A 16,072-nucleotide genomic window follows, 5' to 3' on the forward strand; every position below is an offset into this window, starting at 1 on the left:
GAGCTTATTCCTCAGATCGGCCCGGTCATGTCGGACGCAACTGACGGTGGAAGCCCGCCCGTTCCGCCGCCCAGCGACTGGGAACTGCTACCCATCAATAGCGACTGCGCCGCCTGAAGCGGCGCCGTGACCATATTGCCCACACCTTCCACCGCCTTGGCGGGATCCAAGTGCAGCACGCCGCTCAGCGCCTGCCCTAAACCATCGAGAAGTCCCATATAGCTCTCCTGATACGAAGTAAGAAACTGCATTCAATGAACTGGCGGCCTTTAGCAGTTCCGCCCCAACAATGTATCCCGCATCATGTTTCGCATGACGACGCATGCGAAGCGACGTGCGGCAATACGCAATTCATCGTAATGCACGCGCGCAACAGCAACACCAACACCACTCATAGATAGTCCGCGCCCACCTTTTGCGCGATGCCTTCGGCGAGTGGCTCGTCAGTCACTTGGAGAAACTTGCTCGCGATCGTGATGCCAGTGACGTCGCTGCTCTTGAGCACATCGGCGATGCAACGGCGCCATCCTTCGTCACCCATCACATGCAGGCACCATCCTTCGAGTGCCGACACCACAGGCGAACCGTTGCCTTGCGCTTCGATTTGCCGCAACAGGCGCAGTGCCTCCACCCAGCGCTGAGCGTTCACCAGCAGCCTGACCTCGCACAGGTCCGCCACCAATTGATTCGGATGCAACAAGCGCAACGCGAGCAGCAACTCCTCCGCCTCTGCATGAGCCTGCACGCGCAAGCCGCCTGCGAAGATCGTCAGCAGAAAATTGAGTACGACCGCGTTGCAGCGAATATCTACCATGGCTCGTCCCCGAGGTTTCCGGGCCAACGAAAAAGCGTCGAACGCTGCAGTCGCGCGCGTCTCGTCCAGCCCCTTAATTAGCCATTCTGCTGCGGTGCTGTCAGCATTCGCGAAGGGAACGCGAAGCCGTCGCCACACAAGCGAAGCTGACGCAAAACTACGAGGCCTCGTTGTCACCCGAGGCTGCGCTGCTTTGGGGTGCGGGTATCGATGAATCGTGGAGGCATGCGAAAAAATTCGGTCTGCGCGACTTTGCTTCGCATCGGGGGGCGCATTCCCTGTCAATTCCCCTACCCTTCGGGATGAAAACGTTCAACCTGCCAGTTAGTCAGTTACCCGATCAGATACACATAGCGCGCAACCAGCAACCTGTGAGACAACCATGACAGTCACAACTTTTCCGTTCCAAACCGGCTCGTCGTCCTCGTCCAATCCCATCTCGAATTCGTTTATGCAGAGCATGGGGACGGGATATCAGCAATCCACAGGAGGCGCAGACGACAATCGAGTAATTGAAGCGCTTCTGGCGCAACTAGGAATCTTCGGCGGCAGCGGCAATCAGTCCCCCACGGGCGGGATGAACGGTTCAAACGGTTCATCTTCACAGGGCTGGCCGGCTGACTTGAATCAATACGGACAGTACGGCGGCGTGCAAAATATGCAGCCGGTGAACGGCAAGCTCCCTACGATGAAGATCACGACGGAGCATGGTGATCCGCTTCAACTTCAGTACAACCCGAGTACGCGCGCGGTCTACAACATGCAAGGCAAGAGCGTAGGCTCGCTCAATCAAGACGGATCGCTGACACTCAATTCGGATGCGAAGGAAGAACAAGCGAAACTCGAACACGGCGTGAGTGACGCGCCCGGCTTTTTGCAGGGCGCATTGCTTGACATGCGCCGCGATGACAATGGCAACGCCACGTTCAAGCCGGATGAAATCACGGAAAATGCAGGAGATCTTCCTCAGGCCCCGCGAAACGGCACAACCACCGGGGCGATTCCGGTTCAGTCCGCGGTATGGCAACAGGGGGGCGGCGTGGGCTACAACATGCCCGGCGGCGTCGCTATACCCGGCATGGAAAATGCGGCGCCCGTCAACGGACAGCTTCCTACGATGAAGATCACGACGGAACATGGTGATCCGCTTCAACTTCAGTACAACCCGGATACGCGCGCGGTCTACAACATGCAAGGCAAGAGCGTAGGCGCGCTCAATCAAGACGGATCGCTGACACTCAATTCGGATGCGAAGGAAGAACAAGCGAAACTCGAACACGGCGTGAGTGACGCGCCCGGCTTTTTGCAAGGCGCATTGCTTGACTGGCGCCGCGATGACAATGGCAACGCCACCTTCAAGCCGGATGAAATCACGGAAAATGCTGGCGACCTTCCGCAAGTACCGCAGCAGCGAACCGGCTCGCCGACCATAGTGAACGCGACAGTTCAGCAACAACCGATCGTCCCGCTCAACCTGCAGGAGGTGTAAGGGTGTAAGGCGAGCGCTGCGCATCGATGATGCGCAGCGCAGTGACGGATTAACGAACGGCGGTGGCGGCATCGATATTCGGTGCACCACCGCCGTTGTCATTTCATGCCCGCTAAACGCGTTGAAATGTGGCGTCGACAGTCTGTCGACGCCACATTCATTTGGATCGCATCGGTTGAGTCAGATTGGCGATGGAGCAGCCAGGTTCTAACGACTGAGAAACGTCACGTTGCCCCGATTGCCGGTCCACGTATCGTAAGACACGACCTGTGGGCCGCTACCGCCTTGCGTGTTGTTGGAGCCGATCAGCGTGATCCGACCGTTGTCGTTTTTCGCGACAATCTCGGTATGCTTACCCGGTTCCACGATACAGACATCGCCCGGCTTGGCGTTCGAGCGGCTAACCGAGTGCCAGCCCCGACCCAGCAGCGTGCTTTTCAGCTGCGCAACACCGTTCGTATGGGCGGACGCGGGCAAGAGTCCAGCCTTCACCAGGCACGCCGACACGAAATTCGCGCAGCACACATCTGTTGGAATGCCCCGATCCATCGGCACGTTCTGGCTTGCCATCAAACTGGCCGCCGACTGCCCGCGCACCCCTTGCGCGATGCCCGCCGGATTGCCGCCGCCCACCGGGGCAACGTTCGAATCGCCCGGAGCGCTCGTTCCTACGCCGGTTTCGGAATTCTGCGAACCCGCCAAGCTCGAGAAGAGACACGACATCAACATGCCGGACGTGTCCAGATTCGGCATGCCGTCATCGTCATCCGACGCGATATTGCGTAGCGCGGAGAGCGAAATGATAAAGGAGAACAACATGTCGAGATCGTCGTTCCCCGACGTGGCATTCGACCCTTGGTCCGGCGTAAGCGCCGTATTGACCAAATTATTCATGTACGCGTTCTGCACAAGCGGCGTCTGCTTGATGTGTTTCGCCCGCTGCGCAGTAGGCTGATATGCCGACAGCATCGACAAATCATTTCTTGTCATCAAATCGACCGTACCCATAGTGACACTCCGGGATTAAGGCAAAGGCTTTCAAATGCCATACAAGCTCGCGGCGTCATCCTCCCTGCCGCGTGGCACCTCCTGCCCCTAACTCTACGGAACCCGGGTGCACCCAACGAGCGCAAAGCGCAGCAGTGTGCGAAAAAACGAACTGGCGCGCAGCGAGGTATCGATTTCCGCATTTGTCATCCTACGTATTCGCATAGATGCGCTTTACCATACATGACTTCGTTTCGCCCGCCCTCCTTGGCCGATAGATTGCCGGTATGCTGCGCGGTACCTCACGCTCTCATCTTGCCGATGACCCGCTCGCCAATCAGCTCGTGCGCTTCGCTCATGCATCCGTCGCCGGCAGCGATGGACGGTCTTGTCCGTTCATTGTGCAGCGTCGCTGCGGCGGCCGCACTCGTCGGCTCGCTTGCAGCGTGCGCGACGCGCGAGGTGCCGCCGGCCAACAGTACATTGCCGGAGTCACTGCGCACGCCGCCACAGGAAGTGCTGCAGGATGCATTGACGGCCGTCGGCGAATCCATCTACAGTTGCCGCCGCACTGACGGCCAACTGAGTTGGGTCAAAAAAGGGACCGAGGCGACGCTGATCGATGAAGGACGGCGCACCGTCGGAACGATCGTGCCCGGGCCCCGCTTCATGGCTTACGACGGCAGCTTCGTGATGGGACACATCGCGGCGGAGGAAATCGTAGCGACCGATGCGTTGCCATGGCAGTTGATCATTGCGCGCCGCAAGGGCGGCGAAGAGCACAAGGGACGCTTCGCGCAGGTCACGTCGGTGCAGCAAGTGCGCACGAGCGGCGGGTTGCCGCCGCAAACCCGCTGCACGCAGCAAGGGATGTCGATGCTCGTGCCCTATTCCGCTACGTATTTGCTCTATCGCACGGCAAATACAATGCCGCTGGCTGCGCCCAAAACAGAAGGCACTGTCGCACCGGCTCCCGCGGCTTCCTCATCGAGCCGGCCTTCGTCTGGCGCTGTTTTAACGGTTGCTTCGGTGTCGGAATCAAGTGCAGGTGGGCTACCGTTTTTCTTCAACGTTATGAGGCCTTAGTCCCGCCCGACAAAGCCCACTGTATAACGGTGATTAGTCACGACGCGAAAACTATGCATGCGGCGTCTTATTGTCCCGTCAATAAGATTACCGAAAAATCAAAATACTACGAATCTACGCAAATCGGGTTCCCCATCCGGCAAAAACGGCGTATAGGCCCTACCCACGGGGGCAAACAGCCGACGGACAGACGCGCACATCCGGAGTTTCGCGACAACGCTTCACGCTTAACCTACGGATTTTCGCCATCATTTGTTTCTGGCACCGTGACTTATCATTGAGCACTCCATCAGGTCAATTCGATTGAAACAAAACGTTACATCCTAATGGCGTTTAAACGTTTACTGTCCGGTTATTCGCAGTTAATGAAGCCGGAATGTTGTTTCCCTTCGTGCGAGCACATCGTGCGACAGGAACCACTGGAGGGAAGATGAAACTCGCAGTCATGACCAGAAGCACGGCGCTCTTCCGGTTGATCTGTCAATGCTTCGAATCCGACGGCGCGCAATGCACGCGCTTTTCTGACGAAGTAGTCTTCGCCCGCGCCATTTATCGCGACGACTACGCCGCAATATTGATCGACGCCGAAACCGGCATGAACCCGATGCGGCCCGTGCTGGCACGCCGTTCGTGCTATGCCGACCGCCGTGCTCCGCTCATCGTCGTGGGCGCACACGAGGATCGCGCCAGCATCGTCGATCTGTTCGACGCGGGCGCGGACGATATCGTACTGTGCCCGATCAACTCGGCTGAACTCGTGCTCCGCGTTCATCTTGCCGTTCGTCGCTTTCAACCGCAGCAAACTGCCGAGACCGCTGACCGTCTGGAGTGCGGCCCCTATCTGCTCGATCGTCGAACCTGCACTGTCTGGGTCGACGACGAACCGGTGCGGCTGACCTCGCGTGAGTTCGCCATCGCCTGGCTCGTGTTCTCCTGCCCAGGCGAGTATGTCAGCCGGCGACAAATCGCAGGCGCGGTATGGAGCAGCTCGGAAGACATCGTCGGGCGAACGCTCGAGCAACATATCTACAAACTGCGCAAGAAGCTCAGCCTGAACGGTTCGCATGATGTGCGCCTGCGCACGATGTACGCCCATGGCTACCGTATCGAGCTCGAAGTTGAAAAGAATGTGCGTGATCTGCGTGAAGCACCGCGGCGGCAAGCGGTTGCGGTGACGCCCGCGTCCGCCAAGATGGAGATGGCGGTCGAGATGTCGATGGAGGCACAGGACGTGCTCTCCACTATCGCCTCACGCTGCACGCAAGCCGAAAGTGTGGCGGCCACGGCACAAGTCGACGGCTTCACGCTCCATGGCACCTCTTCGCGTGCCGAATTGCATGCTGCCAATAGTGAAACGGCGCTCAGCGCGCGCGCATGGACTGCGGCCGACTGCGCCGATGTGCTTGCCGTCTGCACACCGCCCACCGGGCCGCGCGTGCTGTCGTGCGCCGTCGGCGAGCCCGTACACAGGCGCGGCAACAGCCACTGAGCCGGCGACTGAAACGGTCGCGGCGAAGGTTTTCCTTCGTCGTCTCGTTGTCCGCCATGTACCCCACGCCCCACGCAGACAGCGAACTGCGTGGGGCGTGGCGCTTCGCGCGCCCCTTTCATCATTACCTCGATCAATACTCCAGTATCCGCGGCGACAGCAAGAAGAGCCGCTCCATATGGCTGCGCTCATTCGAGCGATAGCGAAAGAGTGCACCGAGCACCGGGATCTTCGAAAGCAACGGGATGCCGGTCTCGCCATTGGTCGAGCTATCGACGCGATACCCGGCGATCAACAGACTTTCGCCCTGCCCCACGAACGATTCAGTGTTGATCGTGCTTCTCGTAATGATCGGAATGTTGTCGACCTGCTGATTAGTCACCGTGCCATCCTCGATATTCACCTTCATCTTGATCTGTTGTTGACCGTTTTCTTCGACGACCATCGGCAGCACCCGCAGCGATACCCCCGCCTCGACGCTATACAAGTCCGCGGCCGTGTAGCCGGACACCCGTACGAAGAACTGCGTCTTGTGGTCCATCACGGCCTCGACATTGTCGAGTGTCGCAACCTTCGGGCTCGCATCGATCTTGGCCAAATTGCTCTGTTGCAGCGCATTCACGCGTGCCATCAGATAACGGCCCGCGTTGCCGAGCACCGCGGTGAGCGAGGCGCCAATCGGCGACGTATTGATGATCGTCGTGCCGTCTTGCAGCGTCTGCGTGCCGAAGGTCGGATTGATGTTGCCGTTATAGCCGTTTTGCTGCGTCGTGCCATTGCCGGTTTGGAAATCGACATGGCTGTTGTGCGCACGCCAGTCGACGCCGATTTGCTTGAGCGCGCCGTCGTCGATCTCGATGATATGCGCTTCGATTTCAATCAGCTTCGGCTTCACATCGAGTCTGTCGATCAGATCCTGATATTGCGAAAGCCGCTGCGGCACATCGCGAATGAGCACCGAGTTCGTGCGTGGATCAGGCTCGATGACCGGCAGCGACTTGCTGCCGACAATCGCGTTCGAATCTGTCGTGCCGGTGCCGCCGGAGTTATCGTTCGACGAAAGCGTCATGTTTTCAAACCGCGGCATGGTAGATGGCGGGCCACCGGCCGACATTCCGCCCAACAGGCCCGCGAGGCCCGACGCCGGCGCTGTCGCACCGTTCATCGACTGCGGCAGCGGCGGGTTCAGCCCACCGCCCTCATACCCGCCGCCCACCGTACCGCCCGCGACATCGCGCATCGGTCGCATGCGCTGCATCGCCGGCGCTTGCGCGGGTCTGCCGCCGCCGCCGTCGAGCCCCGCCGAACCATTGAGCGAATCATGACCGCCCTCTGGGTGATACATCCTCGAGAGCACCGTTGCCACACCGGGCACCGTGACGGTCTTGCCGTCGATCTGCACGTTATGATCGTCGGCCCAGGCGTGATGCAGCGAGAACACCCTGATCGACGAACCGAGGCGCTCGCCGGCACGGTCGTCAAGCCGATGCGCAATCTCGGCAACCATCTGCACGTAAGGCTGCGGCCCGCTCACCAGCGCCGTCCCCTGCGTCGAGTCGTAGGTGATCGGAAAGCGTGGATTGGTAATACGCAACTGCACAAGTGCGGTTTTCAGATCGTCGGTACTCGCGTGATCGAGCTTGACGATCTGTCGCGTGACGCTGTTGGCATCGCTGATCGACAGCACATTTCCGTCATAGAACCACACAAAGCCGAACGTCGACGCCAGCGTGTCGAGAAAGCGCTGAGGCGACATGTCGAACTGGCCGGTCACCGTTCCATGCACATCGCCCGCAATGGTCGCGGGCACATTTTGCCCCGCTGTGAAATCGCGCAAGACGTCCTTGAGATCCTTGCCTTCCACCTGCAGGTGAACGCGCTGGCCATGCCAGCGGATAGGCTCCGCGTCAGCGTGAGATCCAATCAGAGACAACGAAAGGTATGCCGCCATACAGGCAGCGCGAACGAGCCGCTTTTTTTTCATGGCATTCGATCATATAAGAGTAAGTGACGGCAAAGAGCCCCGTACCGTGCACGCGAGCGGACGACAATCTTCTGCAATATGCTCGGCCAGCATGATTCATGATGGCCGATGCCCGCGTAAGCCCAATGTAGCGAAGTGTGCGATCCAACATCTTCAACAAATCTGAGTTGGAGCCCCCATTTGAGAAGGATTGAGATTCGAGCCTCGCGCAAGCGGCGTGCTCACCCGACACTACTTGGTGGCTGCGGGTCCGGATGCGGGTGCCGGCGATGTGGCCATGGCTCGCAGTTGCTCGGCGAGCCCCTTGAGCACCAGTTGATCCTTGACCTGATCGACGAAAATGCCGACAAAGAGTGCCAGGATGAACACGGTCACGGCGCCTTTCACGGGCTGGCTCAAGTTGATGAGGTCGAGCTTTTGCGCGCTCTTCGAGGCGAACCCGAATGCCACGTCGATCAATACGAGAACAAACATGATGGGCGCCGCCAGCTTGGCAACGGTTTGCATCAGCGTATCGGTTTGGCTCAGCACAAAGCTCTCGACAACATTGGTCGCAATCGGCGCGTTCGACGCAATCGGCCACCAGTTGTACGATTCGTAGACGATCGCGAGCAAAAACGTCATCCCGCCCAAGGTCCAGAACGCAACGCTGGCCACCTGTGAAAGCAGGATCGAGGTCGGTGTCGCCTGCTCATCGCGTAGCGGGTTAGTCACCTGGGCGTTGTTGTAGCCGGTCAAGTCGTCGATATAAGTTCCGGCCGATTCGGCCACCCAAAACACCGTCGACGCGGCGAAGCCGAGCACGAGGCCGACGAGCGCTTCCTTGAGCGCCATCACGATCATCATCGTGGTGCTCATCGTTTCCATGACGAAAAGCGGCTGCCCGTAGGCCACGAACGAGCCCAGCAGCAGCACGACGCCATTACGCACCACGCCTTGCAAGATGCCATCAGCCGTCGGCGGGAAGATCGAGAAGATGACGTAAAGTCGTATCGACGACAACCCCAGCAACATCATCAAGCGAATGGGGTTCGTCTGGGGCGAAGAAAACAGAAAGAGAAGCTCGCTCATACGCGCATGTTCGTTAGTAGTCCTAATGACGTGTCGCCGACGCAAGCCGCGCGCGCGCAAGTGCCGCCTCCTCTGCTTCCTCGTCCGCGGCGTCGCTTGCCTGCATCAGTTGGTCGCGTTCAAGGTCCTTGATCCGGTCTTTGCACAAGTCGATACGCCCTCGATTGTTCGCAATGGCCCGCGCCGCGAGCGCCACCTGTTGCGCCTTGTCCTGCACCGCGGCCTCGATCGATTGAAGCTCGCCCTCCCGCGCGCGCAAACGTTCGGCGACGACGTCCGTATAGCGCATGCACGCCGTCATTTCCGTGACGGAAACCACCGAGCCGCCGCTCATCATGTTCGCTATTCGGTCGTAATACGTTTGCAGCAGATCCCGCTCTCGCTGCACTTCTTCTTGCTTGGCATCGCATTCCCGCTGCAATTGCGCCTGCTCCTCGCGGCGCGCGGCAAGCTCGGCCGTCAGTGTTTCATCCAGGCGGCGCCTGCGGGAGACGGTGCGTTCGAGGGCCGCAATGCGCCGGGCGATGCTGGCCGGATCCATCGCTTCAGCGGTCGGCTAGCATGAAAAGCTGGGCCTCGGTGTCCTCGGGCGGGGCATACTCCTGCGTCGATTGCGAGAAGAACGCGCGAATCGCGTCGACCTTCTCGATGGCCTCGTCAGCAACGGGGTTGCCACCTGGCTGATATTCGCCGATCTGCAACAGCATCTCGACCTCGCGATATTTCGCCATCAGCTCGCGCAGCCGCGACGCCGCCTGCACGTGCTCCGGCGGCACCACCTGCGGCATCACGCGCGACAAGCTCGCGAGTACGTCGATGGCGGGATACTGGTTCTTCGCGGCTATGTCGCGCGACAAAATCATGTGACCGTCCAAAATCCCGCGCACTTCCTCGGCGATCGGATCGCTGCCCGATTCATCTTCGGCCAGCACCGTATAAAGCCCCGTAATCGAGCCTACCGCACCCATGCCGGCGCGCTCGAGCAAGCGCGGCAGTTCGGCGAAGATCGACGGCGGGAACCCGCGGCGTGCCGGCGGCTCGCCCGCAGCCAGGCCGATCTCGCGTTGCGCGCGAGCGAAGCGCGTCAGCGAATCCATCATCAACAGCACGCGCCGCCCCTGGTCTCGGAAGTGTTCGGCAATGGCCGTCGCGACGTAGGCCGCCTTCGCGCGTTCGATCGACGAACGGTCCGACGTTGCGCATACCACCACGGAGCGCTCCATGCCGGCAGGCCCGAGAATCTGCTCGACAAACTCGCGCACTTCACGTCCCCGTTCGCCGATCAGCGCAATCACCGTCACATCGCACTGCGCGCCGCGCGCGAACATGCCGAGCAATGTACTTTTACCGACGCCCGCAGGCGCGAAGATGCCCATACGCTGGCCTTCGGCGATCGTCATCATCGCGTCGACCACGCGCACGCCGGTTATCAGCGGCGCCTCGATGAGCTGGCGCGTCATCGGCTGCGGCGGATCACCAAAGATCGGTCGTTCGTCGTCGACGTCGATTGGTCCCAGCCCGTCGATCGGCTCGCCAAGGCTATCGATGACGCGCCCGAGCAAACCGTCGCCCACCTTCACCGAAAGCGGTCGGCCAAGGCCGATCACGCGCGTCGAGCGCGAAACATTGGCGAGTCGGGAAAACGGCGACAGCAATGCAACATCGCGCGTAAAGCCGATGACCTCCGCATGCTGTAACAACGCGCCGCTCACCGAACGCAATTCGCACAGTTCGCCGAGCGATACGTCGAGACCCGCGACTTTGACCAGCGTGCCAATCACTTCGAGCACCTTGCCCGTGCGCTCGACGTGCGAGCTCGACAAAATCTCGTGCTCGATCGCCTCGGTCAGGCGGTCGACGTCGAGCGCACCGGGCCGCGGCCCGGGCGCGCCAGCGTAATTCGCGGCGGGCTCAGGCGGCGTGGTCGTCATCGCGGAAGTCTGCATATTCCCTCGCTACCGTATCGGCATCGGCATCGGCATCGGCATCGTCGTCGTAGCCGTGCTCGAGGTCGTCGAGTTCATTGAGTTCATCAAACTCGTCCGCGTTGCCGAGCAGCGCATCATGGTCGAGATCGCGCGCGCGTTCGCGCGAGGGGGCATCAGCACGAAGCGGCTGGCCACGATTGCCAAGCCCGAACTCATCGTCAGACTCATGCTCGCCCGCTTCGGCAGATCGTTGTCCTAACGAATTTACTTCGGACTCCTCATCAGTCGGCGGCGCCGTGTCGTCGGCGCGCGCCGACTGCACGTCGTTGACCGATTGCTTGAGCGCCCGCGAAACAGCCGAGCGCATCGCGCGCAACTGCGTCGCAAGACTTGCGTCGACCGCGCCGAAGTCCGATTCGCACAGACAACTACCCGGCGGTAAGCGCTTGTCCGCAACGACCGACAGCGGAAACGGGCGACCCAGCTCGCGCCAGCGCGCCGCCAGCCGCTCGAACGCCGTGTTCGCCACATCGTAATCGGCAGGGCTGACCGACACGCGCAGATAAGTCGCGCCTTCGACGATGCGATCGACGGAAGACAGTGCTTTTTCGAACAGGCTGCTCGATTCCTGCACGCTTACGATCTGCTCGACGGCCACGGTGACGATTTGCGCCAAACGTTCGCGCATTTTCGATTGCAGCCGCCGTTCGTCGGCATACGAGCCCGCAAGGCGCTCCATCCATTCGCTCAACGCGCGACGCTCGCCATCACGGTAGCCGCGCGCCGCAGCACTCTCGTATTCGCGCTGGGCCTCAGCCACGATGGCCTGCGCCTGCTCGCGCGCCAGGTTGACAATTTCCTCGGCTTCGAGCCGCGCGTCCGTCAGCACCGCCTCTCGGTCGGTCGCCAATTGCTCGTAGGCTTCGTCGATCTCCATTAATGCGCCAAACGCGTCGCGAGGGACGACGTCGCCATGTGCGCCCACTCGCGCCGCATCCGGTTCCGGCGCGATACGATCCGACCTCAGCCAAATAACCATGCCCACTCCGGAAGCAACTTAGGCAACTGCGCAAACAATTCCGCCGTGCCGTTCATATCGATGGCGCCGGCGCTGTCGCGCATCCACGCGGTATTCGGCATCGCCTTTGGCAATGCCAGCCGCAACAACGGAAATGGTGTTGCCACGCAACGCAAATCGCGCATGACGAGCGCGTAACCCTCGTAGGTCAGCGCGTCGGCGTCGAGCCGGTCGAGCGGCGGGATCTCGTCGCGAGCAATATAACGGCCGATGTCCGGCGCATTCGCACCGCTTTGCGCACTTTGGCTGACCAGATGATCGAGCGGAATGCCGAGCCACTCCGACAATTGCATCCGGCTGCGTTTTTCGATCAGGCGTCTTGCTTCCGAGCGGCGCAAGCTGACGGCCCGCATTCGCAGCACGCGGATGCCGGTGTCCGCCGGCAAACAATCGAGCAACGCCGCGCCGGGCGTGCGCAGTGCCGAGAAGTTCGGCGGCATCACGCTCGCCGCGCGCAACAGCGCCTGCGAGCATGCATCGATGTTGCTGCGCTTGGCCGTGTCGAGCGCTTGCCGAAAAAGCCCCAGCGCGTGCAACTCCGAACGCAGCAAAAATGCAAACCAACTCAGATGGGCCCAGCGCGCGGCGTCGCGCGCGTTGCGCTCGTACGCTGCCAACGCGGCCGCCGCACGCGCGAAGGGAAACGCAATTGCGGCATTCATCATGCAGCCGACGAGGGCTTGGTTCGGCGCACGCGTGCCATCAAGGTCTTGAACTTGGCCTGCACGCCGGCCGCGAATGCGCGCACATCAAACGAAGCCGGCGCGCCGCGTTTCAACCAGACGTATAGCCCTGACGCACACAGCAGGAATACGATTGCCGCCGTGAGAATCACCGTGGACGCCGTATTCGCCGGCGCGTGCCGCGACAATTCGACTGGGTCGGCAGGTACCGCTGTGACGCTGACCGCATCATAGGTCAGCCCTTCGACGCTATGCATGATCAGTGTTTTGATTTGCGGCACCAGCGAACTGACGTCGGAATCGGGCCGATATTTGATGAATACCGCGGCCGATGACGGCTTCATCTGCTGCGCAAGCGGGTCGTTATTCGGCAAGACGATCTGCACACGCGCGACGATGACACCGTCGATTTTGGTCAGCGTGGACGACAGTTCCTGCGAAAGCCCATAGATGAAACGAACGCGCTCTTCCGTCGGTGTCGAGACGAGCCCGTCCTTTTTGAAAAGATTCCCGAGGTCGTCGTACTTCGCATGCGGCAGACCGCGCGCGCGCAACACCTGCATCGCGCGAACGAGTTGCGCGTCATCGACGTCGAGTGTCCAGGTCTTGCCGTCGTCAGTGGTCGACTTTGCTGCCTCGACATTTTGCTCGAGCAGCGCCACCACCATCTCGTTGGCGTCCTGCTCGCTCAAATTGCCGTACAACTCCTTCTTGCAGCCTGCCAATGCAAGCAGACACACGAGCGCAAGCGCGCACAGTCCGACCGTTCGCACGCGATGCCTCACTCCGCTTACCGTCGCATCAAGCATGGCTCATTGATTCTTCATCAACGTTTCGACGGCCGACTTCGACGAATTGACAATGCCCATTTTCGCCTCCATGTCGAGTTGCGCACCCGTGATTTCCATCGTCACGCGGATGGTTGCAGCGTTCATCTCCTGCATCGACATATAGGGCGCCTGCTCCTGCATCGTCATCGTGTCGCTGACGGCGCGCTGTATTTGCGCATCCTGTTGGCCGGCCATCGCGGCAACGACGTTCATGCCGTCGTTCTGATGTGTCGACGGCGCAGCCATATTGGGCTTGTCCATCATCGCTTTGAACTTGTCGCCAAGCTGCTGGGTGGCCGCGTCGCTCGCACCCGGCTTCGTGGCCGCGTTCAGCGCCTCTTCAATCTGCTTCGCACTAACAGCTACAGGTACAGTCATGGCGCGTCTCCCAGCAAGAATCCCAACGATGAACCTTCGATAACACGACTTCAAATACGCAAATATCCAGGCTGCGCCACGGGCTCAGATTGCCCCTGACCCTGGTTCTGACCCTGCGCGGCGGGCGCACTTTGCGCCGGCAGCGAAAGGTCCGGCTCGCCGTCGACATCCTCGCTCAACGTCGCAACCGAAATCGGCACTTCGAACGGCGCACCATCCTTGTGCACTCGCAGCGCCTCATGCAGATCGTCGCGCGCGGCAAGTGCCCGCACAAGCTGACGCGTCTCGCGATTCGGGCTTTCATGCATGGCTTCCGATGCGGTCTGCCGCCAATTCGGATCGCCCTTGAACGACAGGCAAAAAGCAAGCAGCGCCTTCGCATAGGTGAAATGCGGCACATTTGCGGCAACGCGGGAAAAGATGTGGATTGCTTCGTCCCATTGTCCGCGCTGCATTTTCAGTAGGGCCGAAAACGTCTCGAGCTCGGCCACCTTTGGCCGCAACGTGCGTAAGACGTCGAGGACCATTTCGATGTCCTCGGGATCACCCTCGATGACCGGAAAATTGCTCAGAAGCGCCGCGGTTACGGTTTCGATCAAACCACCGACCACGTCCTGACTGCAGTTCAGATATGTCGGCAAGGGAGTGCTCATGGCGCAAAACTCCTGCAATGTAATACACGGATAGGCGGCGCGCACAGCCCCACCGGGGACCTCCGCCGATCAGGCGTCGCGGCGGTGCGTTCACCCAAGAAAGATATCCAACCGTTCGGCTGCCCCACCCGCCCGACACGAAGCAAGGTCATCCTGCGCGAAGTCTCGGGCGGTTTTGCAGTGAAATTCGTAGTGGGCTTTGCACCAATTGATGGCATACATGACTCTCGACCCTACGAAAATCCATAGAGATCGGCGCATTTTTTCGCCAGCCTTCCCCCTGGTCGCTTCGCGTTTGAGTCACTCTCTTCGCTTCGGCCACGCTTGCCCCATGCCGCTGCTATATCGTCTAAGCGCAGCAACCCACAATCCATGCGTTCGTGCGCGATGGACAGTCGGGACACGCCTTTTTGCCGGAACGATCGATGAGCGACGAAAAGACCGAACAGCCAACCGATAAAAAGCTGCGCGATGCGCGCGACGACGGTGACACGTCAAAAAGCACCGATCTCGTCGAAGCGGTTTCGATGGCGGCAGCGATTGGCGTGCTGATCTTCGCGACGGGCATGTTCACCAGCGCCTTTCAGCTGATCGTCCATACAGCGCTTGAATTTCCGCTCGGCGATCGCGATCTCAACACGGTCTACGCCAGCATGCTGACGATGGGCCTGCAATTCACGACCGTGGTGGGGCCATGCCTGCTTGCCGCGGCTATCGGCTCGGTTGCCGCGCTCGGCATTCAGGTCGGCTTCCAAATTGCGACGAAGCCCGCCGTGCCGGATTTGAACCACCTGAATGTGGTTGAAGGCATCAAGCGCATTTTTTCGTGGAAAACGCTGATCGAGCTCGGCAAGATGCTCGTCAAGGCGATCATCATCGGCTGCGTGATGTGGTTCACGATTACGCGGATGCTGGGGCTGATCGTCGGCTCGCTTTATCAGCCTTTGCCGCAGCTTTCAACGACGTTCTGGCAGTTGCTGCTGAAGCTTTGCGCAGTCGCCACGGGTGTGTTCATCATCATCGGCGCAGTGGATGTGCTGCTGCAGCGCACCATGTTCATGCGCAAAATGCGCATGTCGAAAGACGAGGTCAAACGGGAACACAAGGACCAGGAGGGTGATCCGCGCATCAAGGGCGAGCGCAAGCGCCTTGCCCGCGAACTGGTCATGAACGCCGCGCCGGCGCAACGCGTCGGGCTGGCCAATGCGCTGATCGTCAACCCGACCCACTACGCCGTGGCCATTCGCTATGCGCCCGACGAACACCCGCTGCCGCTCGTGACCGCCAAAGGCATGGATGAAACCGCGGCGCAACTGCGTCGTTTTGCGCAGGAAGCAAGCGTGCCGATCATCGGCAATCCGCCCGTCGCACGTGCGCTTTATAAAGTCGGGGTCGATGAACCGATCCCGGAGGAACTGTTTGAAACTGTGGCGGCCATTTTGCGGTGGGTCGAGTCCATCGGCAGCAAAACGGCAAAGCCCCCCGGCGCGGCCCCAGCCTCGGCGTTGAACTGAATGGAATTGTGACGAATAAAGATCGAAAGATAGCGACTCGCGAAAGCACGAAACAAGCAGCAAACGAGCGTTCGCACCATTTACTTAG

At 60.3% G+C, this 16,072-nt stretch carries 15 protein-coding genes and 1 pseudogene; 4 read left to right on the top strand and 12 right to left on the bottom strand.

Annotated elements, in window-relative coordinates; all coding sequences use genetic code 11:
• Window positions 1–11 precede the first annotated feature (11 nt).
• Together ACSQ20_RS20475 and ACSQ20_RS20480 are read right to left on the bottom strand one after the other, a co-directional pair.
• Complete coding sequence (locus ACSQ20_RS20475; RefSeq protein WP_436023675.1) at window positions 12–218, bottom strand: hypothetical protein; 207 nt, start codon at window positions 216–218, stop codon at window positions 12–14.
• A gap of 173 nt (window positions 219–391) precedes the next feature.
• Window positions 392–814 (bottom strand): HrpB1 family type III secretion system apparatus protein, encoded by a 423-nt coding sequence (locus ACSQ20_RS20480; RefSeq protein WP_436023677.1) that lies wholly within the window; start codon window positions 812–814, stop codon window positions 392–394.
• Between the two features lie 382 nt (window positions 815–1,196).
• On the opposite strand from ACSQ20_RS20480, the gene ACSQ20_RS20485 reads away from it, so the two are divergent.
• Entirely contained in the window at window positions 1,197–2,303 is a 1,107-nt protein-coding gene (locus tag ACSQ20_RS20485; RefSeq protein WP_436023679.1) for a hypothetical protein, read from the top strand.
• 207 nt (window positions 2,304–2,510) lie between these two features.
• Here ACSQ20_RS20485 and ACSQ20_RS20490 read toward each other — a convergent pair whose 3' ends face one another.
• Complete coding sequence (locus ACSQ20_RS20490; protein WP_436023681.1) at window positions 2,511–3,311, bottom strand: CHAP domain-containing protein; 801 nt, start codon at window positions 3,309–3,311, stop codon at window positions 2,511–2,513.
• A gap of 336 nt (window positions 3,312–3,647) precedes the next feature.
• On the opposite strand from ACSQ20_RS20490, the gene ACSQ20_RS20495 reads away from it, so the two are divergent.
• Window positions 3,648–4,376, top strand: a complete 729-nt coding sequence (locus ACSQ20_RS20495) for a DUF3455 domain-containing protein (protein ID WP_436023683.1) — start codon at window positions 3,648–3,650, stop codon at window positions 4,374–4,376.
• Between the two features lie 430 nt (window positions 4,377–4,806).
• The gene (locus tag ACSQ20_RS20500) at window positions 4,807–5,865 is read left to right on the top strand and encodes a response regulator transcription factor (protein WP_436023685.1); all 1,059 of its coding nucleotides are present in this window, start codon (window positions 4,807–4,809) and stop codon (window positions 5,863–5,865) included.
• Between the two features lie 133 nt (window positions 5,866–5,998).
• Here ACSQ20_RS20500 and sctC read toward each other — a convergent pair whose 3' ends face one another.
• The 9 genes and pseudogenes from sctC to ACSQ20_RS20545 all read right to left on the bottom strand — a co-directional run bounded on the left by sctC (window position 5,999) and on the right by ACSQ20_RS20545 (window position 14,470).
• On the bottom strand, window positions 5,999–7,849 hold the full coding sequence (gene sctC, locus ACSQ20_RS20505) for a type III secretion system outer membrane ring subunit SctC (protein ID WP_436023687.1): 1,851 nt from the start codon (window positions 7,847–7,849) through the stop codon (window positions 5,999–6,001).
• Between the two features lie 231 nt (window positions 7,850–8,080).
• The gene (gene sctT, locus ACSQ20_RS20510) at window positions 8,081–8,920 is read right to left on the bottom strand and encodes a type III secretion system export apparatus subunit SctT (RefSeq protein ID WP_436023689.1); all 840 of its coding nucleotides are present in this window, start codon (window positions 8,918–8,920) and stop codon (window positions 8,081–8,083) included.
• A 22-nt stretch (window positions 8,921–8,942) separates the two neighbouring features.
• A complete protein-coding gene (locus ACSQ20_RS20515) occupies window positions 8,943–9,461 on the bottom strand; it encodes a type III secretion protein SctO (protein ID WP_436023691.1) in 519 nt (172 codons plus the stop codon).
• Window positions 9,462–9,465: 4 nt separating this feature from the next.
• Entirely contained in the window at window positions 9,466–10,866 is a 1,401-nt protein-coding gene (sctN, locus tag ACSQ20_RS20520) for a type III secretion system ATPase SctN (RefSeq protein ID WP_436023693.1), read from the bottom strand.
• 196 nt (window positions 10,867–11,062) lie between these two features.
• Window positions 11,063–11,887, bottom strand: a pseudogene (sctL, locus tag ACSQ20_RS20525) (type III secretion system stator protein SctL); the annotation flags it as partial.
• Window positions 11,872–12,591 carry a type III secretion protein HrpB4 gene (locus ACSQ20_RS20530; protein ID WP_436023695.1) on the bottom strand — a complete coding sequence of 240 codons (720 nt, stop codon included), beginning with the start codon at window positions 12,589–12,591 and terminating at the stop codon, window positions 11,872–11,874. The gene ACSQ20_RS20530 and the pseudogene sctL, both read right to left, overlap by 16 nt.
• On the bottom strand, window positions 12,588–13,418 hold the full coding sequence (sctJ, locus tag ACSQ20_RS20535) for a type III secretion system inner membrane ring lipoprotein SctJ (RefSeq protein ID WP_436023697.1): 831 nt from the start codon (window positions 13,416–13,418) through the stop codon (window positions 12,588–12,590). The genes ACSQ20_RS20530 and sctJ overlap by 4 nt, the downstream gene beginning before the upstream one ends.
• 3 nt (window positions 13,419–13,421) lie before the next feature.
• The gene (locus ACSQ20_RS20540) at window positions 13,422–13,817 is read right to left on the bottom strand and encodes a type III secretion protein HrpB2 (protein ID WP_436023699.1); all 396 of its coding nucleotides are present in this window, start codon (window positions 13,815–13,817) and stop codon (window positions 13,422–13,424) included.
• 50 nt (window positions 13,818–13,867) lie between these two features.
• A complete protein-coding gene (locus tag ACSQ20_RS20545) occupies window positions 13,868–14,470 on the bottom strand; it encodes an HrpB1 family type III secretion system apparatus protein (protein ID WP_436023701.1) in 603 nt (200 codons plus the stop codon).
• Between the two features lie 425 nt (window positions 14,471–14,895).
• On the opposite strand from ACSQ20_RS20545, the gene sctU reads away from it, so the two are divergent.
• Window positions 14,896–15,984, top strand: a complete 1,089-nt coding sequence (gene sctU / locus ACSQ20_RS20550; RefSeq protein ID WP_436023703.1) for a type III secretion system export apparatus subunit SctU — start codon at window positions 14,896–14,898, stop codon at window positions 15,982–15,984.
• The last annotated feature ends 88 nt before the right edge of the window (window positions 15,985–16,072 follow it).

It is taken from the genome of Trinickia sp. LjRoot230 (assembly GCF_964253315.1).
GTDB lineage: Bacteria > Pseudomonadota > Gammaproteobacteria > Burkholderiales > Burkholderiaceae > Trinickia.